Annotated in this window: 26 protein-coding genes; 2 read left to right on the top strand and 24 right to left on the bottom strand. The window is 60.9% G+C overall.

The window, feature by feature from the left end; genetic code table 11:
* Positions 1 to 146: 146 nt before the first annotated feature.
* The 4 genes from AC3ZVB_RS25100 to AC3ZVB_RS25085 form a co-directional block, all read right to left on the bottom strand.
* Positions 147 to 923: a nucleotidyltransferase domain-containing protein gene (locus AC3ZVB_RS25100; RefSeq protein ID WP_490148018.1), complete on the bottom strand. Its 777-nt coding sequence runs from the start codon at positions 921 to 923 to the stop codon at positions 147 to 149.
* Positions 924 to 1,054: 131 nt separating this feature from the next.
* Positions 1,055 to 1,615, bottom strand: a complete 561-nt coding sequence (locus AC3ZVB_RS25095; protein WP_490148017.1) for a lipid-binding SYLF domain-containing protein — start codon at positions 1,613 to 1,615, stop codon at positions 1,055 to 1,057.
* Between the two features lie 271 nt (positions 1,616 to 1,886).
* The gene (locus AC3ZVB_RS25090; protein ID WP_490148016.1) at positions 1,887 to 2,423 is read right to left on the bottom strand and encodes an AAA family ATPase; all 537 of its coding nucleotides are present in this window, start codon (positions 2,421 to 2,423) and stop codon (positions 1,887 to 1,889) included.
* Positions 2,424 to 2,649: 226 nt separating this feature from the next.
* Positions 2,650 to 4,089: an L-lactate permease gene (locus AC3ZVB_RS25085; protein ID WP_490148015.1), complete on the bottom strand. Its 1,440-nt coding sequence runs from the start codon at positions 4,087 to 4,089 to the stop codon at positions 2,650 to 2,652.
* Positions 4,090 to 4,221: 132 nt separating this feature from the next.
* Between AC3ZVB_RS25085 and AC3ZVB_RS25080 the strand changes: the two genes are divergently transcribed.
* Positions 4,222 to 4,710 carry an Lrp/AsnC family transcriptional regulator gene (locus AC3ZVB_RS25080; protein ID WP_162438821.1) on the top strand — a complete coding sequence of 163 codons (489 nt, stop codon included), beginning with the start codon at positions 4,222 to 4,224 and terminating at the stop codon, positions 4,708 to 4,710.
* A 28-nt stretch (positions 4,711 to 4,738) separates the two neighbouring features.
* Here AC3ZVB_RS25080 and aac(6') read toward each other — a convergent pair whose 3' ends face one another.
* The 3 genes from aac(6') to AC3ZVB_RS25065 all read right to left on the bottom strand — a co-directional run bounded on the left by aac(6') (position 4,739) and on the right by AC3ZVB_RS25065 (position 9,252).
* Complete coding sequence (aac(6'), locus tag AC3ZVB_RS25075) at positions 4,739 to 5,191, bottom strand: aminoglycoside 6'-N-acetyltransferase (protein WP_490148014.1); 453 nt, start codon at positions 5,189 to 5,191, stop codon at positions 4,739 to 4,741.
* A gap of 127 nt (positions 5,192 to 5,318) precedes the next feature.
* Positions 5,319 to 7,574, bottom strand: coding sequence for a TonB-dependent siderophore receptor (locus AC3ZVB_RS25070; RefSeq protein ID WP_490148013.1), 2,256 nt, complete (start codon positions 7,572 to 7,574; stop codon positions 5,319 to 5,321).
* A gap of 88 nt (positions 7,575 to 7,662) precedes the next feature.
* The gene (locus AC3ZVB_RS25065) at positions 7,663 to 9,252 is read right to left on the bottom strand and encodes a sensor domain-containing diguanylate cyclase (protein ID WP_490148012.1); all 1,590 of its coding nucleotides are present in this window, start codon (positions 9,250 to 9,252) and stop codon (positions 7,663 to 7,665) included.
* Positions 9,253 to 9,528: 276 nt separating this feature from the next.
* Between AC3ZVB_RS25065 and AC3ZVB_RS25060 the strand changes: the two genes are divergently transcribed.
* Positions 9,529 to 9,894 (top strand): histone-like nucleoid-structuring protein, MvaT/MvaU family, encoded by a 366-nt coding sequence (locus AC3ZVB_RS25060; protein WP_162438825.1) that lies wholly within the window; start codon positions 9,529 to 9,531, stop codon positions 9,892 to 9,894.
* Between the two features lie 241 nt (positions 9,895 to 10,135).
* On the opposite strand, the gene AC3ZVB_RS25055 is transcribed toward AC3ZVB_RS25060, so the two are convergent.
* The 17 genes from AC3ZVB_RS25055 to AC3ZVB_RS24975 form a co-directional block, all read right to left on the bottom strand.
* The gene (locus AC3ZVB_RS25055; protein WP_490148011.1) at positions 10,136 to 11,365 is read right to left on the bottom strand and encodes a hypothetical protein; all 1,230 of its coding nucleotides are present in this window, start codon (positions 11,363 to 11,365) and stop codon (positions 10,136 to 10,138) included.
* A gap of 369 nt (positions 11,366 to 11,734) precedes the next feature.
* Entirely contained in the window at positions 11,735 to 12,694 is a 960-nt protein-coding gene (locus AC3ZVB_RS25050) for a PDR/VanB family oxidoreductase (RefSeq protein ID WP_490148010.1), read from the bottom strand.
* Between the two features lie 3 nt (positions 12,695 to 12,697).
* A complete protein-coding gene (locus AC3ZVB_RS25045; protein ID WP_490148009.1) occupies positions 12,698 to 13,135 on the bottom strand; it encodes a Rid family hydrolase in 438 nt (145 codons plus the stop codon).
* The gene (locus AC3ZVB_RS25040) at positions 13,132 to 14,166 is read right to left on the bottom strand and encodes a Rieske 2Fe-2S domain-containing protein (protein WP_490148008.1); all 1,035 of its coding nucleotides are present in this window, start codon (positions 14,164 to 14,166) and stop codon (positions 13,132 to 13,134) included. Before AC3ZVB_RS25040 ends, AC3ZVB_RS25045 begins: the two co-directional genes overlap by 4 nt.
* Before the next feature lie 21 nt (positions 14,167 to 14,187).
* On the bottom strand, positions 14,188 to 14,415 hold the full coding sequence (locus tag AC3ZVB_RS25035) for a recombinase-like helix-turn-helix domain-containing protein (protein ID WP_162438830.1): 228 nt from the start codon (positions 14,413 to 14,415) through the stop codon (positions 14,188 to 14,190).
* 1 nt (position 14,416) lies between these two features.
* Positions 14,417 to 14,734, bottom strand: a complete 318-nt coding sequence (locus tag AC3ZVB_RS25030) for a hypothetical protein (RefSeq protein WP_162438831.1) — start codon at positions 14,732 to 14,734, stop codon at positions 14,417 to 14,419.
* 2 nt (positions 14,735 to 14,736) lie between these two features.
* Entirely contained in the window at positions 14,737 to 15,879 is a 1,143-nt protein-coding gene (locus AC3ZVB_RS25025) for an FAD-dependent monooxygenase (protein WP_490148007.1), read from the bottom strand.
* A gap of 13 nt (positions 15,880 to 15,892) precedes the next feature.
* Positions 15,893 to 16,858 carry a VOC family protein gene (locus AC3ZVB_RS25020; protein ID WP_162438833.1) on the bottom strand — a complete coding sequence of 322 codons (966 nt, stop codon included), beginning with the start codon at positions 16,856 to 16,858 and terminating at the stop codon, positions 15,893 to 15,895.
* Positions 16,855 to 18,351 carry an aldehyde dehydrogenase gene (locus tag AC3ZVB_RS25015; RefSeq protein WP_490148006.1) on the bottom strand — a complete coding sequence of 499 codons (1,497 nt, stop codon included), beginning with the start codon at positions 18,349 to 18,351 and terminating at the stop codon, positions 16,855 to 16,857. The genes AC3ZVB_RS25020 and AC3ZVB_RS25015 overlap by 4 nt, the downstream gene beginning before the upstream one ends.
* A gap of 9 nt (positions 18,352 to 18,360) precedes the next feature.
* Positions 18,361 to 19,164 carry an aspartate dehydrogenase gene (locus tag AC3ZVB_RS25010; protein WP_194693560.1) on the bottom strand — a complete coding sequence of 268 codons (804 nt, stop codon included), beginning with the start codon at positions 19,162 to 19,164 and terminating at the stop codon, positions 18,361 to 18,363.
* Positions 19,165 to 19,174: 10 nt separating this feature from the next.
* Positions 19,175 to 20,857 (bottom strand): thiamine pyrophosphate-binding protein, encoded by a 1,683-nt coding sequence (locus tag AC3ZVB_RS25005; protein ID WP_194693559.1) that lies wholly within the window; start codon positions 20,855 to 20,857, stop codon positions 19,175 to 19,177.
* Positions 20,850 to 21,647, bottom strand: coding sequence for an SDR family oxidoreductase (locus AC3ZVB_RS25000; RefSeq protein ID WP_490148005.1), 798 nt, complete (start codon positions 21,645 to 21,647; stop codon positions 20,850 to 20,852). Before AC3ZVB_RS25000 ends, AC3ZVB_RS25005 begins: the two co-directional genes overlap by 8 nt.
* 1 nt (position 21,648) lies before the next feature.
* Positions 21,649 to 22,485 (bottom strand): IclR family transcriptional regulator, encoded by an 837-nt coding sequence (locus AC3ZVB_RS24995; protein ID WP_162441206.1) that lies wholly within the window; start codon positions 22,483 to 22,485, stop codon positions 21,649 to 21,651.
* Positions 22,482 to 23,366: an alpha/beta fold hydrolase gene (locus AC3ZVB_RS24990; RefSeq protein ID WP_490148004.1), complete on the bottom strand. Its 885-nt coding sequence runs from the start codon at positions 23,364 to 23,366 to the stop codon at positions 22,482 to 22,484. The genes AC3ZVB_RS24995 and AC3ZVB_RS24990 overlap by 4 nt, the downstream gene beginning before the upstream one ends.
* A 4-nt stretch (positions 23,367 to 23,370) precedes the next feature.
* Positions 23,371 to 23,913 carry a cupin domain-containing protein gene (locus tag AC3ZVB_RS24985; RefSeq protein WP_490148003.1) on the bottom strand — a complete coding sequence of 181 codons (543 nt, stop codon included), beginning with the start codon at positions 23,911 to 23,913 and terminating at the stop codon, positions 23,371 to 23,373.
* Between the two features lie 18 nt (positions 23,914 to 23,931).
* Positions 23,932 to 24,699 (bottom strand): SDR family oxidoreductase, encoded by a 768-nt coding sequence (locus tag AC3ZVB_RS24980; protein ID WP_490148002.1) that lies wholly within the window; start codon positions 24,697 to 24,699, stop codon positions 23,932 to 23,934.
* Positions 24,696 to 25,472 carry an ABC transporter permease gene (locus AC3ZVB_RS24975; protein WP_162441116.1) on the bottom strand — a complete coding sequence of 259 codons (777 nt, stop codon included), beginning with the start codon at positions 25,470 to 25,472 and terminating at the stop codon, positions 24,696 to 24,698. Before AC3ZVB_RS24975 ends, AC3ZVB_RS24980 begins: the two co-directional genes overlap by 4 nt.
* Positions 25,473 to 25,495: the final 23 nt, after the last annotated feature.

Here is a 25,495-nt window from a genome sequence, read left to right as displayed (position 1 = left end):
TAAACACGTGATCCCCTGTAGGAGCTGTCGAGTGCAACGAGGCTGCGATCTTTTTGCGCACGGTGAGCGGGAATGGGGCGCTGGTTATGTGCACTTTTTTATAGCGGTTGACCGGGCTCGTGCACCACGGGGAAGCCCGGTTCTGTTTAAGTTATTTCGGCAGCCATCCAGGTAAGGAACTGCCGCAGCCGAGTCGAAAACTCATTCGATTCTGCGCAGGGACGTTTTGCCTGAGACAGAAAATAGGAGATCTGAGTGCTCATCGATGGGTACTGCTGGAGAAACAGTTCAACATGCTCATCCAGTGTTTGCGGCCACATCGGTTGTTGATCCGAGCGAAGTATGTGAGTCGCCCTGACGAGTTTTCGGGACGCTTCCCGTTGCAGTCGTTGCAACTCCTTGAACGTTGGCGCCTGCTCTACCTGACGGGCGTACCGGGTGAGTACGCTTTCAAAATCACCATTCACGGCAATGGCAATATCACGAGACGGCTTGAATTTTTCAAAGCGCTCAGCCAGATCATTCCCCCACAAGCAACGGCAGTGATGCTTGAGCCAGTAGCCCCAGCTCAATCGATTTTCCACTGCGAGCGCTTCAGAGCGACTGCCGATGTCGAAATCGATTTTCGTGACCTCCTTGTGCCGCCTTTCCAGCGCACTTTTTTTGCGCTTCAGGGCTTCCCTATCGTGAAGGGTCGCAGGGGTACGAAGTACGAGGGTCAGGTCGAGGTCGGAAGCGCCGGGCGTGGCATCACCTCTTGCGACACTGCCGTAAAGATAAATTCCGTCCAGCAGTGGTGCCGACGGAGTGAGCGTTGCGCACACATCCGCGATCAGGCCCTCAAACTCCGGCTGAATGTCGACGTCGGATAAGGTCAGGATGTAGCCGCTTGCATCAATGCCACGAGGAGGGAGTCGCTCCATGAAGCTGTCCGTGAGTGGGGTTCAGTGAGGCACTGTAACCGAAGCTCGACGAGTACATGCCAGTAGAGCGTGTAACGAAGCTGTGGCGAAGGATTAAACCCCTTCGCCACAGTTATCTTTTCCTGCCCGCCTTAACGCTTGATCAAAGAAATCTTCGTCCCTTCGATACTGACCCCGGCCATTAAGCCTTGCTGGTCGAAAATAAACGCATACGCGTCGTCTTTGAGCGTCGAGCTGGACAGGTTTTTCGCAGCCCCCTCATCGACCACTACAACGGTTGGGCCGACACCAATTTCCCAGCCCTTGGTTTCACTCACGTATTTCACCGCTTTGTCGGTCATCAGAAACACTGCATACCCATACGACTGGGCACCTGCCTGCAGCCCCCATGACCCGGTGACGGAGTTGTAATAGTTCTCCACTTTCGTGCCTTTCATCAAGGTGCCTTCGCCATAGCTGCCGCCGAACACCAGGCCGGCCTTGATGATTTTCGGGAAGACGAGCACGGCTTTGGCTTTGTGCGCGATGGTTTCGGCAAAGGGCGTAGCTTTGTAGAGCGTTTGCAACGCCTGTCGAGAATCGGCATCCAGGTCCTCGGCGGTGGCGGCCCCTGCTGTGTTGAGGAAGCTCGCCGAGGCCAATGAGGCGGTCGCGAGGAAGATCGAGAGGAAGAAGCGCATCGAATGAGTCATGTCCGTACTCCGATAAGGGAGCAGTGGATGGCAGCAGTGGCATTCGACGTCTGCGTCAGGCAGGAGCGAGGCGACTGAAGGTTATCCGGTGCACCCTGAAGTGTGTGAATCGCAAGCGTCGCACGTGAATGAAACTGGCTTGAGGCCTTTGCTCAGGGGCGATGCCATCACATGGTTTGACCACTGTGTAATCGCCGGGTTCGTTGTCTTGGGTGTTCTGTTGAAACAAGAGCCGAGCGGTTCTCCAAGTCAGTGCTTGGCCACCCTCGCTTTATTCAAGGCAACCTTCAGAAGTCGCGGGCAGGCTATCGAGAAACGCGGCAATTTGCCGGGTGCCACGCAGGTGCAGGGTTGGAACATGCGGGCCAACGGCCAGGCGCACTGACTCGATACCTGGACGGTAGCCTCGGTCGAAAGTCCACACGAAGTTCAAAAAGGTCAGGAACGCCCGGTCGATCTTCTCGGTACAGCCGGCTGGAAGGTCTGGGCGAGGGCGGTTCATGACGCTGCGCAGGATCACCCGGGTCAAGCAGGTGAGGCGCGGCGTGTCGAGCCAGATGATCAGGTCGGTTCGAGGCAGGCGCAGTTCAAAGGTGCGACGCGCATAGTTGCCTTCACAAATCCACGCGTCCGGTTCAATGGCTTCGCGGACCCGTGCGCGGAATTGCTCGGCGTCGGGTTCTACCCAGCCGGGTTCCCAGAACAGCTTGTCCAGGTGCACCACGGGGATACCCAGGCGCTCGCCAAGTGCGCGGGCGAGGGTGGATTTGCCGCTACCGGCATTGCCCAGAATGACGACGCGTTGCATGGTGACTTCCTGTCGCGAAAAAAGCCGACAATTGTAGAGTGCTGTTCACTTGAGCGGTACGGATACATTTGTGGTGAGGGGATTTATCCCCGTTGGACTGCGCAGCAGCCCCAAAACCATCACTATCGGTGAACCTGATAGACCTAGGTTGCAGGGTTGGGGGCTGCTTCGCAGCCCAACGGGGATAAATCCCCTCACCACAGAATTTTGCTCGTTTGGAGATCATCTAAGTGAGCAACACCGCGCCCAACGCGACTAACACCGTGTTGAGACAAACCAGCGCAAAACCGAACCTGACCAGATCGCTTTCTTCCTGCGCCTGAGTTTTAGCCAGTCCCAGGATCAGCATGACGATCGACAGCGAACCCAGTGCGGCATGACCCGCCGCGCTGTTCTGCACGGCGGCCAGCAACAGGCGGGAGCCTTCGGGCAACAGGGCGATAGCCGGCATGAAGATCGCGTTGCCACCCACATTCGACCCGGTCATGTAGCCAGACAGCGCGCCAAGCATCGCCACCAGTGACGTCGCGGCGGTCGGCGACAGGCCTGCGAGCAATTGCATCAAGCCCGCCAGAAAGCCGGCTTTCACCATCATTTGCGACATCGCGAGAAAGAAGAAAATCGTCAACAGCGGCCGCTTTGCCCGAGCGACCAACGCAGCCGGCAGGCTGACGTCAGACCCTGGCTGGCGTTGTGTAGTGCGCGTGTGAAACCAGAGCCCGATCAGCACCAGAATCAACGCCACGCCAGGCGAGGCGAGGGGTTTCCAGCTGACCTGCGCGCCCTGTACGACCCAGTGATCCTGCCAGGCAGTGATCGCCCACACGGTCTTCAACGCAACAATCAGAACGATCAGCGCCAGATACGGCCATGCCTGACGCGGCCATTGCACCGCACCGCGCTCGCCATCACGGCGACGCAGCCCGGCGGACAGCACGGCTACTGCCGTCACCAGACCCGCAGCAACGCCAGCCACTTCCGGCCCCAGCCATCGACTGGCGCAGTACAGCACACCCACGAACAGCAGCCAGAACCCCCCCAGCGACCGCCATTCCCGCGACTCGCGAACACCGGCCAGGTACAGCGCCATCGCACTGAGGGCCAGGAACACCGGCGCGCTGGTCAACGCCGAAGTCGACGCCAGGGCAGGGGCGTCCAGATGAGCCAGCGAGGCACCAATGACCGACGCCAGGCCCAGCGTGCCCCACGGCATGATTGCCATGCCAGCCAGGGCAATTCGCAGCGCAACGCGACGTTCAAAGAGGCTGAGCAGTAAAGGTACGGTTGCGATCAACGACACGCCAAACCCTGTCATTGCCTCCAGCAGCGGTGCGAGCCCGAGGACGATGAACACCAGCTGATCGCCGCGCCCCAGACCCAACGAACGCACCCACTGACTGAATGCCTGGTTGACGCCCAGACGCTCGATAAAAATCACGAACGCCAGCCCCGGCACGATCACGAAGGCTGTGCTTGCAAACAGCACGGCGGTGTCCTGAGCGGCAGCTATCAGACTGCCCAGGTGCCAGGCATCGGCCGCGCCGGCGAGCCAAAGCACCACGACCAATAGCGTGCCGGCGATGGCGGCGTGAACGGGTGGCCGGCGCAGCACCACGAGCATGGCGGTCACCAACAGGACGGGGGAGAGATGGAACAGTGCGAGCATGCCGATAATATCCTGTGTGAGTTCCCGACCAACGCTGCACCTGCAGGCTGTCGGCAAGATAATATTTCTCGCGGCTAGATAAAGGGTCGCAGTTTTCTGCTAGTTTTCGAGAAAATTTCTCGCGGAACGACCATGGCCAAAACCGACGCTGCATCCGAATCCCTGGATAAATTCGACCGTGCCATCCTGGACCTCGTCCAGCGTGACAACACCACACCGCTGCGGCTGATGGCCGAACAGGTCAACCTCTCCACGGCCGCAGTCCAGCGCCGTATCAAGCGGATGCAAGAGCGGGGTGTCATCACGGGCAATGTCGCCATCGTCGACCCCACCGCCGTAGGCCGGCCGATCACGATCATCGTGGAAGTCATGGCCGAGCGCACCAGTATCGAGGCACTGGAAGCGATGAAGGCACACTTTGCCGTGCCCGAAGTTCAGCAGTGTTATTACGTCACGGGCGAAGTGGATTTCGTCCTGGTGCTGACCGTCGCCAGCATGCAGGAATACCAGGCATTGGCGCGGCGGTTGTTTGCCGAAAACGCCAACGTGACCTGGTTCAAGACCATCGTGGCGCTGGACCGCGTGAAGGTCGGGCTTGAGGTGCCAAGCGTGCCTGGGTGAGCCTGGACTGAACGGTCTTGCGTCGCCCCTACGCCTTGAAAGTCCCCAAAGGCTTCAAAAAGTAAACCACCCGCTCGGTCTCCGCGAAGCCCAATGACTCATGCATGGCATGGCTTGCCTGGTTATCCAGCAGTGCATCCGAAGCCAGTTCGGTGCAGCCTGTTTCTTCGGCCCACTGTTGGATGCCCGCCACGAGTTGCCGCGCTATGCCTTGGCGGCGACTGTCAGTTTGAACGTACAGGCCTTCGAGAAAGGCCACAGGCGAGGAGTGAGTACCGTTGACGTAGTCAGACCGAATCGATGCCTCGGCAAATCCTTGCGCGGTGCCGTTCTCACTGACGAAGATCAGCACCAGATAACGCTCCGGCGCGCTCAGCATCGTCTGTTTGTCATCGTCATTGTTTGCGGCGGAATCAGGCCACAGGGCAACACGCAGCGGCAGCCAGCCGTCGTGGTCGAGCAACGTGCAACGTTTGATCATGGGGGGAACACTCGAAGGAATGGCCGCCGATCATAGATCATTCCCGGTGATATCGGCCGGACGGACTTGCTGCGCTCGCAAGCGGGTCCGATCAGCACCGGCCCAACGCCGGTGCCGAGTGCTTGCCTTAGAAACGATACTTCGCCGAAGCCGTAAAGCTGCGCGGTGCACCGTATGTCAGGGCGCCGTAGGCGTCGAAGATGTCGAAGTACTTTTCGTCGGTGATGTTGTCGGCATTCACCTGCGCCGAGAGGTTTTCGGTGATCTCGTAGCGCGCCATCAGGTTGACCAGTGCATAGGCATCCTGCTGGATTTTTTCGGAGTTGCCTGCCGGGTTGATGGCATAGGTGTAGATCGAGTCCTGCCAGTTGACCCCGCCGCCAATGGTCAGCTTGTTGAAAGCACCGGGCAGACGGTAGGTGGTAAAGGTGCGCAGCAATTTGGTCGGGTACAGCGTGTTGACGTCGTCGCCGTTGGCATCGTCAGCCTTGAACTGGGTGTAGCCCACCGAGGCATTCCAGTCGGTTGCCAGCTCGCCGGAAACTTCCAGCTCGAAACCCTTGCTGGTCGCGCCTTCACTGGCCTCGTAGGCAAAGCCGCCGACAGGGTTCGCAGGGTCGATCAGCGCGCCGGTGTTCTGGCCCAGATTGTCCTGCTTGATCTGGAAAATCGCGGCGGAGGCGTTCAGGCGGCCATCGAAGTACTCACCCTTGAGCCCCAGCTCGGTGCTTTCACCAACGATCGGTTCCAGCGTCTGGCCATTGCGGTCGCGGACCGACTGCGGCAGGAAGATTTCCGTGTAGCTGGCATAGGCCGAGAGGTTGTCGTTGAGGTCGTAGACGACGCCTGCATATGGGGTCAGCTCATGATCGACATCGGTCTTGCTCACTTCGGAAAAGACGTCATCACTGGTCTGCTCGTACCAGCTCTCACGCGCGCCCAGAATCACTTTGAAATCGTCGGTCACGTTCAGGCGGGTGGCGGCGTAGAGCCCTTTTTGTCGGGTCTCGCTGTAGCCGTAGTCTGTCTTCGGGCCCCACACCGGCTCGGGGAACTTACCGTTGTAGGCATCGAAGTCGGCTACCCCGCCGAACCCCGTCTGCGCGTCGAGTGAATCGGCGTCGAACTTCTGTTTACTGTCCACATAACCAAAGGCCAGTTCGTGCTCACGACCCAGCATCGAGAACGGGCCGTTGAAGCGGATGCCGTAGTCATCCTGGGTGGTTTCGGTCTTGTAGGTCGCCGGGAACGAAGCCATGCCGGCGCTGCCGTTCTGCCCCGGATTGCCGGAAAGGTAGAGCAGGGAAGAGTCACTGGTTCGCTCACCACGGTTGTAGCTGAGGTTGACTGTCCAGTCGTTGGCAAAGGTGTGATCAAGGTTGACGAAGTAGGTCTTGTAGGTGGTGTCCCACTTGCTCCAGTCGGCAGAAGTCGTCTTGGAGCGGCTCCAGTGGGTGCGGCTGCCGTCGGCGTACCAGACGGGCAGACCGCCCCACATCGGCGAGTCGGCGTTGCTTTCCTGATGGCTCAAACCGAACCAGAGCGTGGTGTCGGGCGTCAGGTCGATGTCCATCGTGCCGTAGAGGGTCTGGCGCTTGTTCGAGTTCATATCGATCCACGTGTCGCCCTCGTTGGTCTCCCCGACCAGTCGTGCGCGGATCGTACCTTCCGAATTCAACGCAGTGGCCACATCGGCCTCGACGCCATAGGTGTCCCATGTTCCGCCGCTCAATTCGACCGAACCTTTCAGGTCCGTACTGCTGGCGCGCTTGCGCACCATATTGATGGACGCGGAAGGGTCGCCGGCACCGGTCATCAAACCGTTCGCGCCACGCACTATTTCAACGCGGTCATACATGGCCAGGCTGCTGAAAATCTCCCCCGAACTCCATGGCTGCTCATAGATGGTGGGCACGCCATCGATCATCAGCGAGTTGAGCTCAAAGCCGCGAGCGTTGAACTGTGCCCGGCTGGTCTCGTAGCGGTTGACCGACACACCGGTGGCGTTATTGACCACGTCGAGGATCGTCTTCAGGTCCTGGTCCTGTATGCGCTGTTGGGTCACGACGCTGACCGACTGCGGTGTTTCGCGCAGCGACATGCTCAGCGGCGTGGCCGTGCGTGCAGCCTCGGTCGTGTACGAATGGGTGTCTTCGGTCACCGCGCTGGGCTTGCGATTGTCAGTTTCCGTGATAGCGATCGGTGCCAAGATCACAGAGCTTCCCGTCTCTGTCTGCTCAGTGTGTTCCGCCGCCTGCACCGAGGGCGCCGCGAAGGCGATGCCGGCCGCAAGCATGTGCACGGCCAGAGCCAGAGGGCGCAGTGCCAAAGGCGCGCGCGGCGTAACGGTATGGGGTGAACACAGGGCGATGGGAGAGGGCATGCGAGCTCACGTATGATTTTGATGTTATTGGGAATCAATATCATACGCAGTTACGAAATATTGCCAAACACTTATTTGCGAATGTTTCTCATAACGGCGGAATAATCGCTTGATGAGTGGGCCCGTCGGCGCAGCACCAGCGATTGCGCCCTTGTTGTTTTGCCAGGTAGAGCTGCGCGTCTGCCAACTTCAGCAGGGCAGCCGGCGTGACGTCTTCGATGCTCGGCCGGCTTACCGCTATCCCGGCGCTTGCGGTCACTTTGCCCAGCGCAGACTCGGCGTGTTCGATGTTCAGGGCTCGTATGGCGTCCAGGATGTCCTCGACAACCTGTTTGGCGCCTGCGGTGTTCGTGTTGGGAAGCAGCACGGTAAATTCTTCTCCACCGTACCTGACGGCCAGGTCACCAGGTCTTTTGACCGCCCGCTGAATCGCGCCGCCCACGGCGCTCAGGCAGTCATCGCCCGCGGCATGGCCATACCGGTCGTTGTAGCGTTTGAAGTAGTCGACATCGAGCATGACCACGGCGAGCGATGAGCCTTGGCGCCTGGCCAGGCGTATTTCATCGACCAGCGCTGTATCCAGACGCCGACGGTTGCCCAGCCCGGTCAGGCTGTCCGTCAGCGCCATGTCCCGCATCGCCTGGTGCACGCGACGCAGTTGCCGTTCCATCACCATTCTTTGGCGCAACTGACTCAAGACGATCAGGCCGAAGACCGCGAGTACGGCGATCAAAAAAATCAGCACGAAGCCGGTTTTCAGAAGATCACGGCGCCAGGGTGCCGTGATGGACTCGCGCGAAAGCCCGGCTTGCACGACTAGGGGGTAGGTCGTCAAAGCTCTGTAACCGTACAGGCGATCGGTGTCGTCGATGACCGCTCTGACTTCTGCGACGCCTTCGTTGGCGTGTGGCAAGTAGCGCTGGAAGATCTCGCTATTGGCCAGGCTTTTACCGACGACGGATGCCATGAAAGGGCGTCGAACCAGGATGGTTCCGTTGCGCAAGGCCAGCACCAGAGCGCCTTTGTCATCGATTTTGAAATCGCCGTAATAGTCCATGAAGTAACTGACCTTGAGGGTTCCCAGCAGTACACCGGCGAAGGAGCCATCCTTGTTGTTCAAGCGGCGGGAGATGGGAATGATCAGATCATCGGTGGATCTGCTTTTGACGACGTCGCCGATACGCACGTTTCGATCTTCTTGAGTACGGTGGTATTTGAAGTAATCGCGGTCGGCATTGTTCGCGGTATCGGGGGTTATTTCCTTGTCCGTGACAATCCAATGCCCGTCGGCGCCATAAATAAACAACCCATGCAGTTGGGGCATTATTTTGGATTGCTCTATCAGCAATTTATGAATGCGCGGGACGTCGATGTTCTCTAATCCGTCGCCTTCCACCCGTTCGCTGAGCGCAGTGGTCAGCACGTCGACTTGCCGGATGGCATCTTCCGCATGCTGAGCCGTTGCGCGCGCCAGATTCGTTACCGAGTCGTGGGCCGATGCAAACGCGGCGCGATAGTCACGCCATTCCCGCCAGCCTTCAACCGCCATGAATGCAAAGACGACCAGCAGCATGAAGCTCACGGTGAGTCGGAAGATGGTTCGCGCACGCACCGCTTTTGCAGCGGCAGCCTCGGGGGCGCTTTCTACCTTGAATCCTGGCTCTTCACTGGGGAGCATTGCACGTCCTTTACGACTGATCTGTGCATTCAACTATCAATGCAGGCAGGTTAGTCCATTGGTTTCATCTCTGAAAAACCATAGTGCGCCTTCGTGCGGTGTCCAGGCTGACGTTACCTCTGAGTGCTCGGAAGGGCCTTGATCTACTGCCCTGACAAGACCATGCGCCTGCTACTTGATTCAATCTATTAGCCAAATGAGTCACATAAAAACAATCTTTCTAGCGAACGCTTATTTTTGGTGTAACGTTAGAAAACAAATCAGATAGAGGTTTCCATGTCCAAACTTGCAGAGTTCCGCCAACTTGAAAAACACCTCGCCGAGCAGCTCAAAGCGCTTGAAACCTTAAAAGGGGATGCAGGCCTCAAACAGGAAATTGAATTCGAAACCAAACTTCGCGCGTTGCTTGCCAAGTACGGCTACAGCCTGAAAGACATCGTCAACCTGCTCGATCCAAAAGCAGGTAGCCGCACGCCCGCAGCCCAGCCGAAGTCAGGCACTCGCAAAGCGCGCCAAGTGAAGGTTTATAAAAACCCGAAAACGGGCGAAGTCGTAGAAACCAAAGGCGGTAATCACAAAACGCTTAAAGAGTGGAAGGCCGAACATGGCTCCGACACCGTTGAGTCGTGGCGTAGCGCGTAATAATTTCAATGCAGAAAAAGGCCCTTCAGGGGCCTTTTGTTTAAACGAACATCAATAACTGTAGCAGCTGGCGAACCTGTGGCGAGGGGATTCATCCCCGTCCGGCTGCGCAGCAGTCGTAAAGATTTTGGGGCCGCTGCGACGTTTCGCTAAATCCCCTCGCCACACGTATAGCGTCGCGCTTAACGCAGGCTTCGCCAGCTGCTACAGAACATCGTGTTTGCCTGTGATTTCACTGGCGTTAGAAGTAATACCCGATATTGATATTCGTCCGGTAATACCACTCATTACTCCCCACCGACTGGGTGTTGGTAAAGCCCGTTCCATTCTCCGCGCCGCCGTACGGGTTGGCGTTCCTTGCCCAGGTCAGGTCGAGCCACGCGATGATCGGCATGGCCAGGAATTGCGCGCCGACGGTATACATCTGGGAGTCGTCCCAACCGCTTTTGTCTTTCATCATGCGACTGTAGTCGTTGTAGAGCTTGATCTTCTTCAATTGCCCGAGTTTCGGCGTTGGAATGTCGTAACCGACGTTCAGTGAAACCAAAGTAGCTTTAGAGGCGATCAAGTAGGCGGGCGTGAGGCCGTTGCCACCCATCAGCACGGAATCGTCGCTGACGCCTGCCGGGTTTTTCGGGTCGTATTCATAGCGAATACCTTGGGTGGTTACGGTCCACGGGCCTTTGTTGATGATGGCGTGGATGCCACCGGCCCAATAGTCGCCGTCACCCTTGGTGGTGTCGTTGTACAGCTGGGCGGCGGCGACCGATGCGCCGATCTCGGTTTTCCAGCCATCGTTGGTAAAGGTCCGCGCGACGCGGGCGTTGATCTGGTTGTGTTTCTCGTTGTCCTGGCGTGACTGGGTGAACGGGATCGCATTGTCTTTAAGATCAGCGTAGCGCCCGACTTCCGGCGAGTAGCGAATGTCCGACGGCAACATGCGCGGGAAGAAGCCCAGTTGCACATCCCACTCCTTATCCTTGTAACTGTATTTCAAACCCGTGCCGGCGCTGACGCCATAACCCATGAAGAAGGGCAGGTGATAACTCCAGCCGAACTGCGGATACGGTTCGAGACCGAATGGCTTGAAGGGTGCGCCCAGTTGCAGGTTCGAATTGCTGTTCAAGCGATAACCGACAAAACCGCGATCAATGGAGCGCTTTCCGTCATCTTGAAACCAATAGCCAACATCGCTGTAGAGGTTCTTGTAAGTGGCCTGTACGTCGATGCGGAAAGTGTCGAAGAGAAACCGACCATTGTTTTCAGTGGTGTCCCAATGTTCGTCGCGGTAGTTGGTGCGCAACGCACCACCGATGTCCAGACTGCTGTCGCCATCGTCACTGCGCCAGGCGATATGCGGGAAAGGCTTTTTGCCGGTCGTTGATGCTTCGGGCGCAGCAGGGCCGGGCTCGCCCGCGAAACTGACGCAACTGCACAACATCAATCCCAGGCATAGAACGTTATTCTTCATGTTGACCTCCCCTGTAGTGTTAAGTGACTGGCAACACTTTTCCGCCGCCTTGAAAAAGGCAGGGATGAATAACCAGAAAGTGTTGCTCTTATCAGTTGCGTGTCGGTATTGACTGTTTCACAGGTAATACGGCGTCTGGCCTATGAACTTGATGTGAATAGAGCAGAAACTATGCCAACTCTACCGGGTTGTCTTTTGTCTAGTAAAAACAATGGTTTATATGGGAAACGCATTTTCTTGTGTTGCCCGTGAAACAGGGCGCTGGCGGGGTAACGAAATTGCACGTTATCTGTGCGTCTTTACTTCACGCGCATAAAAAAAGGCCGACAACACTGTCGGCCTGTTTAACGGGTGAACTAACTAACAGCGTTATAGATCGAGCACCAAACGACGACTCTTGCACCCTGACACACACACCATCATGGATTTATTGGCCGCACGTTCGGCTTTGGTCAGCACGCCGTCACGGTGGTCGATATCACCCTCCAGCACCCGCGTCTCGCACGACCCGCACACCCCTTCGCGACAGCTGTAGTCGATGTCGCAACCCGCCTCCAGCAACACGTCGAGCAAACTCAAACCCGGCTCGATCGACAGGGTTTTGCCGGATTTCTTCAGTTCGACGCTGTAACTGCTTTGCGCATCTTCGGAGGGCGGCAGTTCAGCCGCGACGAAGCGCTCGATGTGCGCATGGGGATAGCCCAGGCCTTCGCAGGTGCTTTCGAAGGCATCGAGCATGGGCGTCGGGCCGCAGCAGTAGAAATGCGTATCGGCAGGTTGATTCGCCAGGTAAGCGCCCAGGTCCGGCGGCACGCCTTTTTCGTCGTTGAAGTGGTAGTGCACTTTCGCGCCCAGGCCGCTGAGCTCTTGCACCAGGGCCGCTTCCTGCCGCGAACGGGCGCAGTAGATCAGCTCGGCGGATTTTCCCAGCGCCAGCAGTTGGCGGAACATGCAGTAGATCGGTGTGATGCCGATACCGCCGGCCACCAGGACGCTGTGTCTGGCGCTGAGGTCGAGCTGGAAGTTATTGCGCGGCGACGAGATCGGCAGCTTCATGCCGACCCGCAGTTGTCCGTGCACATATTCCGAACCGCCACGGCTGTTGCGATCGCGCAGGATGCCGACCACATAGCGGCCTTGATCGCTCGGGGAGTTGAGCAGCGAGTAGCTGCGCACCAGCCCGTTGGGCAAGTGCAGGTCGATGTGCGACCCGGCTTCGAACGGCGCGAATACCGTGTCGCCATAGGGCCGCAACTCGACACTGATGATGCCGTCAGCTTCGTAGCGCAGGGTGTGCACGAGCGCGGTGAGGGGGGAGGAATGGGACATCGGTCACCTCTTTTCGACAGTTCGCAAATCGAGATCGAGACGCGCGCCGGCCTCGATCTCCACCCGCAGTTCGGGAAACACCAGCGCGCTCACTTCGACCAGCGTCGAGGTCGGGAACACCGCATGACCTGCAAAGAAATCACGCCGCGCGCGACCCACGTCCTCTTTGTCGGCGATGTCGGTCACATACACCGTCAGCCGGTAGAGGTTGCCGACATGCCCGCCTGCCGCTTCAACCAGTGCGCGGATTTTGTTCAACACCACCAGCGTCTGTGCGTAGGCGTCCAGCGGCGCGCCAGCCTCGAGGGCCTGGCGCGTGGCGGGATGCCCGGTCATGCCGGACATCACCACGTCGTTGCCGATCAGCAAGGCATTCGACCAGGTGCTGTCGGCCGGCTCGCTCAACGAGCCGGCTTGAACACGCTGCACGGCTGCACTCATGACAACTGCTTCGCGTCGATCAACTCCAGTTGAGCCTTGGCCGCGTTTTTCAGGTAGCGACGCAGACGCACCACACCGAGGTCATGCTGGTAGAGGTTTTCCCGCTGGTTGGCGTCCGGCTCCATGAACTCGAGCAACACCCGGTCCTGTTCCAGCACCGCCCAGTGCCGCGCTTCCAGTCGGTTCTTGTAGAGGAAGCGCCAGGTGTCGCGCTGCCAGCCGGTGAGTGGACGGCAACGCCAGTGGAACACCGCCGACAGCGAGCGGCTGCTTGGGGTGTAGCTGCCGATGATGGTGAAGTTTCCGCCGGGGCCGCCGGTTTTCGGGTAGGGAATTTCCAGACGCAGCCAGTGGCAGCTGTTGTCCATGAATTCGGTCCAGTCGAAGTTCACGCCACGCTGGCCTTCCTTCTCGAAGAAGAACCCGGTGTCGGTGTCACGGGTGACGAATTTGGCCGTGGCTTCGCCTTCACTCATGGAGTGCGACATCTTGTGCAGGTAGGTGCCGTGCATCGGGTCCATGACGTTGTCGATGACGTAACGGTAATCGCCTTTCCACTCGGCGTAGCAGATGAAGCTGCTCCACTCGGGGGAGGTCAGTTGCTCGGGCAGGACCAGTTCGGGCGGGGTGTCCACGTGCGGCTCGGCAGCGTTATAGAGAAAGATCGCGCCAGCGGCTTCACGGGTGTGGAACATCCGCGTCGGGCGGCTGCCTTCGAGTTTGCAACCGGGGCTGCCGGGGACTTTGGTGACGGTGCCGTCGCAGCGCACTTCAACGCCGTGATACGGGCATTGCAGACGGTCGCCGAGAATCGGTCCCTGGGACAGCGGTGCACCGCGATGCGGGCAATGATCTTCGAGGGCGTGCACGTGGCCGTCATTGTCGCGCCACAAGGCGATCTTGTAGCCCAGTCGACGGATCGACACCGGTTTCTCGCCCAGCTGGTCGGACGGCAAGACCGGGAACCAAATGTTCTTCAGGCCGTTTGCCAAGTGGTTTTCTACAGGATCGACGGTTGTATTCATGTTCATTTCTTATTTACCTCCGGCGGGTCATTCGCCCAGCCGAGCCATCAGGGTTGTGTAGGCGTCCGGGGTCCACTCTCCGGTGGTGAGCGGGCAGGGCGGCCCGGCCCGGTTCAGGTGCGCGAGCAGGTCTGGCAGCTCGGTCACGCCATTGCCGAACGCGCGCTCGATGGAGTCGCCAAGCAACTCTTCGAACTGCGTGTTGGGCCGTTTGCGGGCCTGATGGGGCTCCAGGTAGGGTTCGGTATTGCTCATCTCATTGACCTCCATTGCGTACCCGTTCGCGGATCATTTCTCGCACGGGAATAAAGTCGTACGTCGGGAACACTTCAGTGCTGAACACCCCCCAGGCCGAGCGTTCGAGCTCGACGTTGAGGGTCGGCAGCAGGCTGGGCGGCAAGCGCAAGGTGACGATCTGGCCCAGGCCCATGGCCACGGTCCAGGACACCACCTCGACACCTTGCGGGGGAAACCGCTCCCACCAGTCCTGCTGCTTCATGTGCCGCTGAATGTCTTCCAGGTTCTTCGATTGGTCGTGCTTGAGCAGCACGGTCACCCGCAGCGATTCGCTCATGTTCAAGCCACGTTGGGCATGGGCACGGCCCAGGCGTCATAGCCGTAGACCCAGTCGGCGTTGCCGCCGTCCTTGAGCCATTGATTGCCACGTGAACCGATCTGGATCTGACTGGTGCGCTGCAACCGCGACTGCTCATAAGCCTGCAGGGCATCGGCGATCCCGGCCGTGCCGGTCAGGTCTTGCAGATGACGGGCGAGCACCACCGCGTCCTCGATGGCCTGGCCAGCGCCCTGCGCCATGAACGGCATCATCGGGTGGCAGGCGTCGCCCAGCAGCGTCATGGCACCCTTGGACCAGAACGGCAGCGGATCGCGTTCGTACAGCGCCGTCTTGAGCACCTCGCTGCAGGCATCGAGCAGTGCCCGGGCGTCCCCGTGAAACTCCTGATAGTGACTGCGCAATTCATCGGCATCGCCAGCGCTGGTCCAGGATTCTTCATGCCAGCTGTCCTGGGCGGTGGTGGCGAAGATGAAGATGTCCCGGCCCTGATTCAGCGGGAAAGTGACGATCTGGCTTTGCGGCGTCGGCCCCCACCATTTGGTGAATGCCTGGATGTTCGGCACGTGCGCCACGCGCTCGGTCGGCACCACCGCGCGGTAGGCGACCACGCCGGTAAAGCGCGGCTGCTCATCGCCGAACAGCGCGTTGCGCACCACCGAGTGGATGCCGTCGGCGCCGATCAGCAGGTCGGTCACGTGGCGGCTGCCATCCTTGAAGCGCAGTTCGATACCGTCGGCGGTTTGCGTCACCTGTTCCGCGCGCTTGCCAAACTGCACCTGGGTTTGCGGGAACACGTCCGCCAACGCTGCCAGCAGGTCGGCACGGTGAATGGTCAGTTGCGGCGCGCCGTATTTTTGTTCGGCGGCATCGGACATTTCCAGGCGCGAAGTTTCCTCGCCGCTGTCCCACATCCGGCTGATGCGATGGGTCGGGCGAGCAGCGGGAATGCGCACCGCAGCACCCACACCCAAACCGTCCAGGGCACGCACGGCGTTCGGGGTCAGGTTGATGTCGGCACCGACCCGCAGAAAGGCTTTCGACTGTTCGAACACGGTGACGTGATGGCCGGCACGGTGCAGGGCAATGGCGGCGGTCAGGCCACCGATGCCGGCGCCGGCAATGGCGATATTCAACGAAGACATGGACGACTCCTGCTCAGGGTTTTGGCTTGTCGGTGAGGAATTTGCCTTGGGGCGCTTCCACGTTGTGCTGGCGTCGCGTGTTGCCATCGATGCCGCCGGCAATCGCCCATTCGGCGAAGACCGTGGGGCCCGGTTCGAAGGTGCGTGGCTCCCATTCGCCGGTCAGTTGATCTTCATCGGCGTAGTACTCGACCAGTGCGCCGGCCGGGTTCTTGAAGTACCAGAAGAACGCCGACGACACCGGGTGGCGTCCCGGGCCGATTTCCGTGGCCCAGCCGCTGCGGGAGATGTGCATGCCGCCACCGAACACTTCGTGCACATCGCGCACGGTGAACGCGACGTGGTTCAGGCCGGCGCGAGGGGCGGGCAGTTGCAGCATGAACAGGTCGTGGTGACCGCCTTCTTCGGCAGTGCGCAAGAACGCGCCGCGGTCCGGATAACGGTCCGAGGCCTGGAAGCCGAAGCGCTCGTGATAGAAGGCTTCGCACGCGTTGACGTCCTTGACGAAAAACACCACGTGGCCGACTTCGATCGGCGTCGCTCGGTCATAGATCGGTGCCGCTTTGTTGATCCGGCCTTTGGTCTGCCAGGTGTTATGGCCGCTGCACTCGATGTTCAGCTCACGCTTGCGGGTGACTTGCAGGCGGATTGCCAGGCCATTGGGGTCGGTGCAACCGATGCGGCCGTTGGCTTCGATAAAGCCCGGATCGTTGGCGATGCGCTCGCTGTACAGCTTCAGGTCAGCCTCGCTGGCCACGCCCCAGACCACTTCGCGCACGGTCGAACCGGCTTCGATGGCGGGCGGCAAGCCGGCCTTGTTGATGTCGGCGAGCACCACGCGGCAGCCATTGAGGGTTTCGAAGATCACCTCGTCAGGTTGCTCGCTGACTTTGCTCAGGCCCCAGTCGCTGAAAAATCGTGCGCTGGTGTCGAGGTCTTCGACGCCGTAGGTAACTTCATCAATGCCTAAAACGCTCATAACCCTACCTCGCGTTGCACACCGGCCCAGGCCAGTGGCTGTTCATTCATGCCCCAATAAAGGCTCTTCTGTTCCATGTACTGCAGGATGCCGAGGCGACCTTTTTCCCGGCCCAGACCGCTGTCGCGCCAGCCACCGAACGGGGTGGAGATCGAGAACTGTTTGTAGGTGTTGATCCACACCGTACCGGCCTGGATTTTTCGTCCCAGCGCCCAGGCACGCTTGTAATCGCGGGTCCAGATGCCGGCGGCGAGGGCGTACAGGCTGTCGTTGGCCTGCTCAAGCAATTGCGCCTCGTCATCGAACGGCATGGCCACCAGCACCGGGCCGAAGATTTCCTCCTGGCAGACTTGCTGGGTGTTGTTCAAGCCTTCGAGGATGGTCGGCGGGTAGTAGTAACCCTGGTCGTAGATTCCGCCTTTCGGACGCTGGCCGCCGAGCAGCAACCGACCGCCTTCGGCCAGTCCCAGCGCGACATAACGCTCGACCGATTCACGGTGACTGGCGCTGATCAGCGGCCCCATTTGCGTGCGCTCATCCGCCGGATCACCGACGCGCAGTTCAGCCGCCGCCGCCACCAGACGCGCCATGAATGGCTCATACAGGGCTCGTGCAATGAACAACCGCGAACCGGCGATACAGGCTTCGCCCGAGGAGCTGAAAATGCCATACAACACCCCGGCCACCGCATGATCAAGGTCGGCGTCCTCGAGAACGATGGTCGGTGATTTGCCGCCCAGCTCCAGGGACACCGGCATCATCTTGTCGGCAGCGATGTGGGCAATGTGCTTGCCGGTTTTGGTGCCGCCGGTGAACGACACACGCTTGATCAGCGGGTGACGCGTCAGAGCATCGCCGAGCAGCGAACCTTTGCCCGGCAGTACGCTGAGCAGGCCTCTGGGCAACCCGGCGTCTTCGCAGATGCGCGCCAGTTGCAAGGCCATCAGCGGCGTGATTTCCGCCGGTTTGATCACCACGGCGTTGCCCGCTGCGAGTGCCGGCGCCACCTTCTGCGCTTCGCTGGCAATCGGTGAGTTCCACGGGGTGATCGCGGCGATCACGCCCATCGGCTCGTACACGCTCATGCTGACGAAATCACCACGGGACGGCGTGATGGTTTCTTCGAGGGTTTCGCACGCCGAGGCGAAGAACTGGAACGTGCCGGCAGCGCTGGCCACCAACGCCCGGGTTTCGTTGATCGGTTTGCCATTGTCCTGACGCTGCAGTTGCGCCAGTTCTTCGCTGCGCTCACGGATCAGCTCGGCAATGCGGTACAGCACGCTCGCCCGCTCATGGGGTTTGCGCTGCGCCCAGCCGCTGTGCAAAAACGCCTGATGCGCACCTTGCACGGCGTCTTCCACGTCTTCGACACTGGCGGCGTTCAGCCAGGCAACGGCCTCGCCGGTCGCCGGGTAGCACGTGGCGTAACGTTCGCCGCGCCCCAGTCGCCATTCGCCGGCGATGCAGATGGGTAACGTCTGTTCAAAAGTCATCGCTGTCCCCTAAATCGAAATCGCGTGAGCGTGGTTGCCCAAGGCGCGGACGACGCTGTAAACGGTCAAGGCCGAAGTCTTCGGATTGGCCAGCAGCGGCTTGCCACGCAGGCTCAATTCGAAACCGCCAAAGGCGCCGCGGGCTTCGAAGTGATGCACGTTTTCCTCGCTCTGCGGGTCGGCGATCAGCGTCACGTGGGTGCGGTCCAGGCCAAGCCCGGCCAGCGACAGGGTCGCGGCCACGTTGGCGTTTTTCGGGTAAAGGTGCGCCGCTTCACGGGCGCTGCCCTGAAAAATCACCGTGGCTTCGGTGATGCTGTCCAGGTCGCACACTGTTTCCGCCGGTGTGTTTTTCCAGGCCCGGGCCGGTTTGCGGCCGGTGTAGTTGACCGCGTCCAGGCCGCCGACCTTGGCCGCCGACAGCGCGTCGATGCCGCCGATGGCACCGGGCAGCAATTCGATGCGGGTCTGCCCCCGTTCGGCGGCGGCTTCCAGGCGCTCGACCAGGCCGACTTCGGACAGCGCACCGACCGAGACGATCAGGCAGGCGATGCCACGTTCCAGCGCCGGCAGCACATGTTCTTCGATGGCGCGGTGGCCGGCGCACTCGACCAGCAGGTCAGGGCGGGCGTCAGCCGGCAATGCCGTCAGCACCTGCGGCGGTTGTTTGAAGCAGGCCAGGCGCTGGCGTACCAACGCTTCGGAACCGGCGGAGGCGATCACGTAGTCGACGCACAGCTGCGGGTCTTTCTCCAGCAGTTCGAGCACGCCGACGCCAATGGCGCCGCAGCCGATCATGGTGATGTGCAACATGACGAAGTCCTCAGGCCGTGGCTTTTTGCGCTTTGGTTTCGCTGTTGGGCGGACCGGCGAACTGGGTGGCGAAGCTGCCGACGGCGAGCATGTCGACTTCCAGCAGGAACGGCCCCGGTTGTGCCAGCGCACCGTCGACGACGCGACCGAAATCCTTCAGGTCGGTGACCAGGCCGTGGCGCAGGTTCAGCGACTCGGCCAGCTTGGAATAGTCCGGCGTGTGCAAGTCGACGTAGCAGTGACGGCTGCCGTAGACCGCGTCCTGAATATTGCGGATCACGCCGTAGCGCTGGTCGTTCATCAGCAGGATCACCACGTTGGCGTTCTCTTGCACCAGGGTCGCCAGCTCACCGAGATTCAGAATGAAACCGCCGTCACCGGCCAGCGCGAAGACCTTGCGTTCAGGCGCCGTTTCCGCCGCTGCAACCGCCGCGCCGATGCCCATCGACAGGCCCTGACCAATGCCGCCGCCCAGCGCATGCACGCCGGCACGCGGGTGGTACAGCGTCAGCAGGCGATTGCCCCAGATGCTGTTGGACAGCGTGACGTCGCGCACCCAGGAGAAATTGCGCCCGGTGATGGCTTGCAGCTGTTCGACCATGGCCGAGTACGGGCCCAGGTCGGCGATCAATTGTGTGCGGGATTTTTCGCGAACGTCCTTGAGCTCCGCGAGGAACGTCGGGTCGATCTGCAGACGACCTTCCAGACGATCAGCCAGGCCTTCGAGGGCCAGTGCCGCGTCACCGCAGATGAACAATTCGCTGTTGTAGCTGCGACCTTCGATGGCCGGGTTGGCGTCGATGCGCAGGGTGTTGCGCGGCAATTTCAACGCGTACTTGAAGGTCTCGTTGCTGCGCAGGCGTGAGCCGGCGATCAGCAGGGCATCGCAGCTTTGCAGGAATTGCTCGACGCGCTTGTTTTGCGAGAACGCGCCCAGGCAGCGCTCATCGTCTTCGTTGACCACGCCGCGACCCTGGGTCGAGGTGATCACGCCGACGCCCATGTCCAGCAGGCGTTTGACCTGCGGGCCGGCATGCCGCGCGCCGCCGCCGAGCCACAACAGCGGCCGGGTGGCACTGGCCAGGCGCTCGGCCACCAGGTCCAGCGCTTCGGGCGACGGCACGGCCACCGGGACCGGCAGCGGGGACAGGTCGGTCGGCATCGTGATGAAGGTGGACTGGATGTCGATCGGGATTTCGACGCTGACCGGACCGGTCGGCGCGGTCAGGGCGGTCTGCACCGCAAGCTTCATGGTGCTCAACGCCGTTTCGACGCTGCGCACACGGAACGCGGCTTTCGACACGGCCTTGAGCATGGTCAGTTGATCGCGGGCTTCGTGGATGTAGGCGAATTCCTGGTCCAGGTACGGCGTTTCGATCTGCCCAGTGATGTGCAGCAGCGGCGTGCCAGCGGTCAGCGCTTCGACCATCGCCCCGGCCGCGTTGCCGGCGGCGGTGCCGGTGGACGTCAGGCACACGCCCAGACCCCCGGTGGTGCGGGCATAGGCATCGGCCATGTTGGTGGCGCCGGCTTCGCCCCGGGCCATGACAAAGCGGATGTTGCCGCGTACAGCGAAGGCATCGAGGATCGGCATGTTGTGGATCGAGATCACGCCGAACGCGGCCTTGACGTCGCACTGTTCGAGGAACGCGGTGATGGCAGCGCCAACGGTCACAGTATTTTCATTACGCATGGCGGGACAGGCCTCCAGAAACATCGATATGGCTGCCTGTGGTGTAAGCCGACAGGGGCGAAGCCAGAAACAGGATCGCGCGGGCCGCTTCAATCGGCAGGCCCAGGCGCCCCAAGGGAATGTGTTTGCGTTGTGCGAGTTGGGCGGTCCATTGGGTCCAGTCCAGATCCCGCTCTTCGCGGGCTTCGAAACGTCGGCGCCATTGCCCGGATTCCACCAGGCCAATCAGGATGCCGTTGACCCGAATGCCGTCGGGGGCAAACTCGGTGGCCATCGAGCGCACCAGGTTCATTACCCCGGCACGGGCGGCGGAGGTGGCGACCATGTGCGGTTCGGGCTGGCTGGCCAGCAGCGAATTGACGCAGACGATGGCGGCGTCCGCTTGACCTTGAAGCTGTGTCTTGAACGCACGGACCGGGTTGATCACCGAGAAGAACTTCAGGTTCAGCTCTTCGGTCCAGGCGCTGTCGGTGGTGTCGGCGAAGGTCGACACGCGGCCTTGCCCGGCGTTGTTGACCAGCACGCTGGCCGGTCCCAATGCGGCCAGGCTGGCGGCGGCGAAGGCGTTGACCGAATCGGCGTCGAGCACGTTGCAGACCCGGGCCAGCGACCGTGCCTCAGGAAAGCGTTGGCGCAAGGCGGTTTCGGCGTTGCGCAGGCGATCTTCGTCGCGACCGCAGAAGGCCACGGCCGCGCCAGCTTCGAGCAGCAACTCGACGCACGCCAGGCCAATGCCCGAAGAGCCACCGGTGACGATTGCCGTGTGGCCTTGCAGTTGATAAAGGCTCATCTCAATCCCTCATCAAGGCCGTCACGCGGTTCTGACCGTCGTGGCCGGCGCCGCTGTTGTAATCGAGCAGACGCGACAACTCGTCGGCGCTGCGCCGCACTTGCAGGAGCAATTCGTTGAAGTTGACGTGGGCAATTTGCGTGGTCGGAATCGTCACGCCCAACGCCGCGACAATCTGCCCGGACTGATCGCGCACCGGTGCGGCAACGGTTGAAATGGCCGACTCGAAGAAACCTTCACCGCTGACAAACCCGCGCTGACGGTCGGCCTGAACCATGTCGAACAGCTCCATCACGGTTTTCGGCGTGCAGGGCGAGAACTGTTCCAGATGATCTTCCGGGTACAGCTCACGCAACTCGGCGAGCGACAGGTCTTCGAGCAAAATGCGCCCCAGCACGGTGGCGTGGGCGGGCAGGCGAGTGCCGACGTTGACCGCGCTGGAAAATACCGACGGTGGCGAGACCTTGGCCACGTAGACGATCGAGCGACCGTCGCGCACCACCAGGTTGCTCGGGTAGTTGAGGCGGTCGCACAACCGCGCCAGCAACGGTTGGCCGAGTTCGGTGAGTTCCAGGGAGGCGAGGTATTCGAAGCCCAGGCGCAGCACCGACATGCCGAGGCGGTATTCGTTGCCGCTGCGGGTGACGAAGCCCATGGTTTCCAGCGTCGTCAGCAGGCGAAAGATCGTCGAGCGCGGCAAGGCCAGACGGCGGGCGAGTTCCGGCGCGGTCAGCGTGCGATTGCGCCGGCTGAACTCGCAGAGCAGCAGCAGGCCGCGCTCCAGTCCCGGCACGATGTATTTGTCCTGAGCGTCCTTCAGCAGATCTGAATCGTTCATAGCGATGCACCTGTCAGGGATTCTTTGAGGGCGCAGGCCAGACGGCCCGCGACGACACACGGTTGTTCGATGGGGCTGGCGTGCCCGGCATCGGCAATCAGGTTGAACGTGCCACCCAACGCCTTGGCGAGGGGCAGGCAGCTTTCGGGCGGGGTGATGCCGTCGGCTTCCCCGCAATGCACTTCGCACGGCATCGACAACGGTGCGTGCCGCAGCAGGTCTTCACCGCACAGCAGTTCGATGGCCTGGCGATACCCGTCGGGCTTGAGCCGCGCCATGTTCCATTGCACCCAAGCTTTCGCCTTCGGGCTGGCGTTGGGCGACAGCATGTGTGCACTGCGTTGTTCGGCCATGCCTTGAATGCCCAGTTGCTCCAGCGCGCGCAGGCGTTTGCTGCGCACTTCCTGGCGCTGCAAGGCACGGGATGGATGGCCGTAACCCTGCGCCGGGCTGATCAACACCAGCCGACTGATGCGCTGTTGCTGCACACCGCTGGAAAACGCGGTGGCGGTGATCGCGCCGAGGGAATGCCCCACCAGCACGCAGCGCTGGATACCCAGTGCGTCGAGCATCTGCAGCAGTCGCTCGGCATAGTCCGACGCATCGGGCGCCAGTGCCCGCAGCGGTGTGGATTCACCGTAGCCGGGCGCGTCCCAGGCAATCACCCGGGCGCTCTGGCCAAGTACGCGGGCCACCTGCAACCACGACGCCGAGCCCGAACCGATCCCGTGCAGCAACACAATCGCCGGCCCGGCCCCGCATTCGCGGATGCCCTGGCGTCCACCGGCAATCTCCAGCAGGCGCAGGGGAAAGTGCAGGGCCAGTTGGGCGTGGAGATCGTCGGTCAGCGACGGGGCGTGATTGTCGATGGCGTGCAACATGGGCTTATCCGCGCTTGATCGAGGCCAGAGGGTGTTCTGGCGGGTAGGTCGGGGTGACGGGTTTTTTCGCGCCGAGCATCACGCACATCAACGCGTCTTCATCGCCGATGTTGATCTCTTCGCGGTACACACCCGGCGGCACGGAAATCACGTCGCGGTCAGTGAGGATGGTTTCGAAACGCTCACCGTCCTTTTCGATCACCACCTTGAGTTTGCCGCGCAGCACGAAGAACACTTCTTCGACGTCGGTGTGCAGGTGCGGCGGGCCTTCGTGACCGGCGGGAATCACCATGGTGGAAAACGTGAAGTTCTCCGACGGGATGGTGTTCATGTCGGTGCTGACGCCCGTGCCGCCGGTGCCGATGTAGCGCATTTGCGCACGACGGAATTTCGGGTCGTAGTCGGCCTGGAATTTCAGCGCGTTCCAGTCGTACTTGCGGGTTTCGTAGCGGGCGATGCGGGTGTTCATCCAGCTTTCAAGGTCGCTGCCGGCCGGTTGTTCCCAGCTTTTTGGGGTGTCTTGTGCGTGTGCGGATAAATCGGTCATGGCTGTCTCCAGATCAAGTCAAGGCATGACGAACCCGCCGTTGACCGGCAAGGTTTGTCCTGTGATGAAACGGGCGAGGTCGGACAGCGCGAACAGCACGGCGCCGCTGACGTCTTCGGGAAGTTGTGGGCGCTGGATGGCCCGTTGATCGTTGTACAAACGGTGGCGGGCTTCGGGCACGTAGGCGGTGGCTTCGACCAGCACCAGGCCCGGCGCGATAGCGTTGACGGTAATGTTGTCAGCGCCCAGTTCGCGGGCCAGGCTGCGGGTCATGGCGATGATTGCGCCTTTGCTCGCGACATACGCCAACAGGTTCGGCGCGCCCCACAACGGTGTGTCGGACGCCAGGTTGACGATGGCGCCATGACCGCTGGCGCGCAGGGCTGGCAGGCTTGCCTTGGTCATCAGCCAGGTGCCGCGCACGTTGACTTGCATGACCTGATCCCAGGTGTCGAGGGTCAGCTCTTCGCAGGTCTTGCCGCCGGAATTGGTGATCGATGCGTTGTTCACCAGGCCGTCGAGGCCACCGAGCAAACGAACGGTTTCAGCGATGCAGGCATCGATCGAATCCGGTTGTGCCAGATCAACCGTCACGCCATGCACGACCAGGCCTTCGGCAACCAGTTCGGTGGCGGATTGCTGCACCCGTTCAGCGAGAATATCGGCGATCACCACGTGGGCACCGGCCCGGCCAATGGCCTGGGCAAAGGCGTAACCCAAGCCACGGGCGCCACCGGTAACCAGCACGCGGCGGCCTTCAAGCAAGCGATTGAGGGTCGTCATCATTGGGTGCTCAACATGGCTTTGGGCATGTAGTGCAGGACGCGTTTCTCGCTCCAGACCACGGCGCCGTAGGCGAGGACACCGATGACCGTGAGCATCACGATGGCGACGAACACGCCAGCGGTATTGCCCTGACCTTCGGCATCGACCAGCAGGAAGCCCAGGCCCTGATTACCGCCGACCAGTTCACCGACGGTGACGCCGATCACGGCCAGGGTCGAGGCAATGCGCAGGCCGGAGAACAGCGCGGCCATGGCCGACGGGAACTCCACCAGGCGGAAGATCTGCCAGCGGCTGGCGTTCATGGTCCGCACGAGGTTGATCATGTCCGGGTCGACGGTGCGAATCGCCGACAGCACGTTGATCATCACCGGGAAGAACACGATCAGGATGGCGATCAGAATCTTCGGGTAAATGGTGTAGCCCAGCCACATCACGAACAGCGGCGCGAACGCGACTTTCGGGGCGATCTGCAGGGCCAGGATGTACGGCGACAGCATGGCTTCTGCAGCAGGCGAGAGGCCCAGCGAAACGCCGATGGCCACACCGAGCAGGGCACCCAGGCCGAAGCCGACAATGATCTCGAACGCAGTGATCAGGGTGTGTTGCAACAGCCCTCCGGTCTGCCACATCACCACGCTTTCCTGAGCCACGCGGCTCAGTTGCGGCATGACGAATTCGGGCATGCCGAGCAGTCCCGGCCCCCACTGCCAAAGCACCAGGAACAGGATCAGCAGGGCGACGCTGCCGAGCATGGAGTTATTGAGGTTTTTCATCGTGTCTTTACCTTGTCGTCACT

It is taken from the genome of Pseudomonas sp. MDV22-iso1 (genome assembly GCF_058145095.1).
Note: the sequence above shows the minus strand (reverse complement) of the source record. Positions and strands in the feature narration are given on the sequence as shown.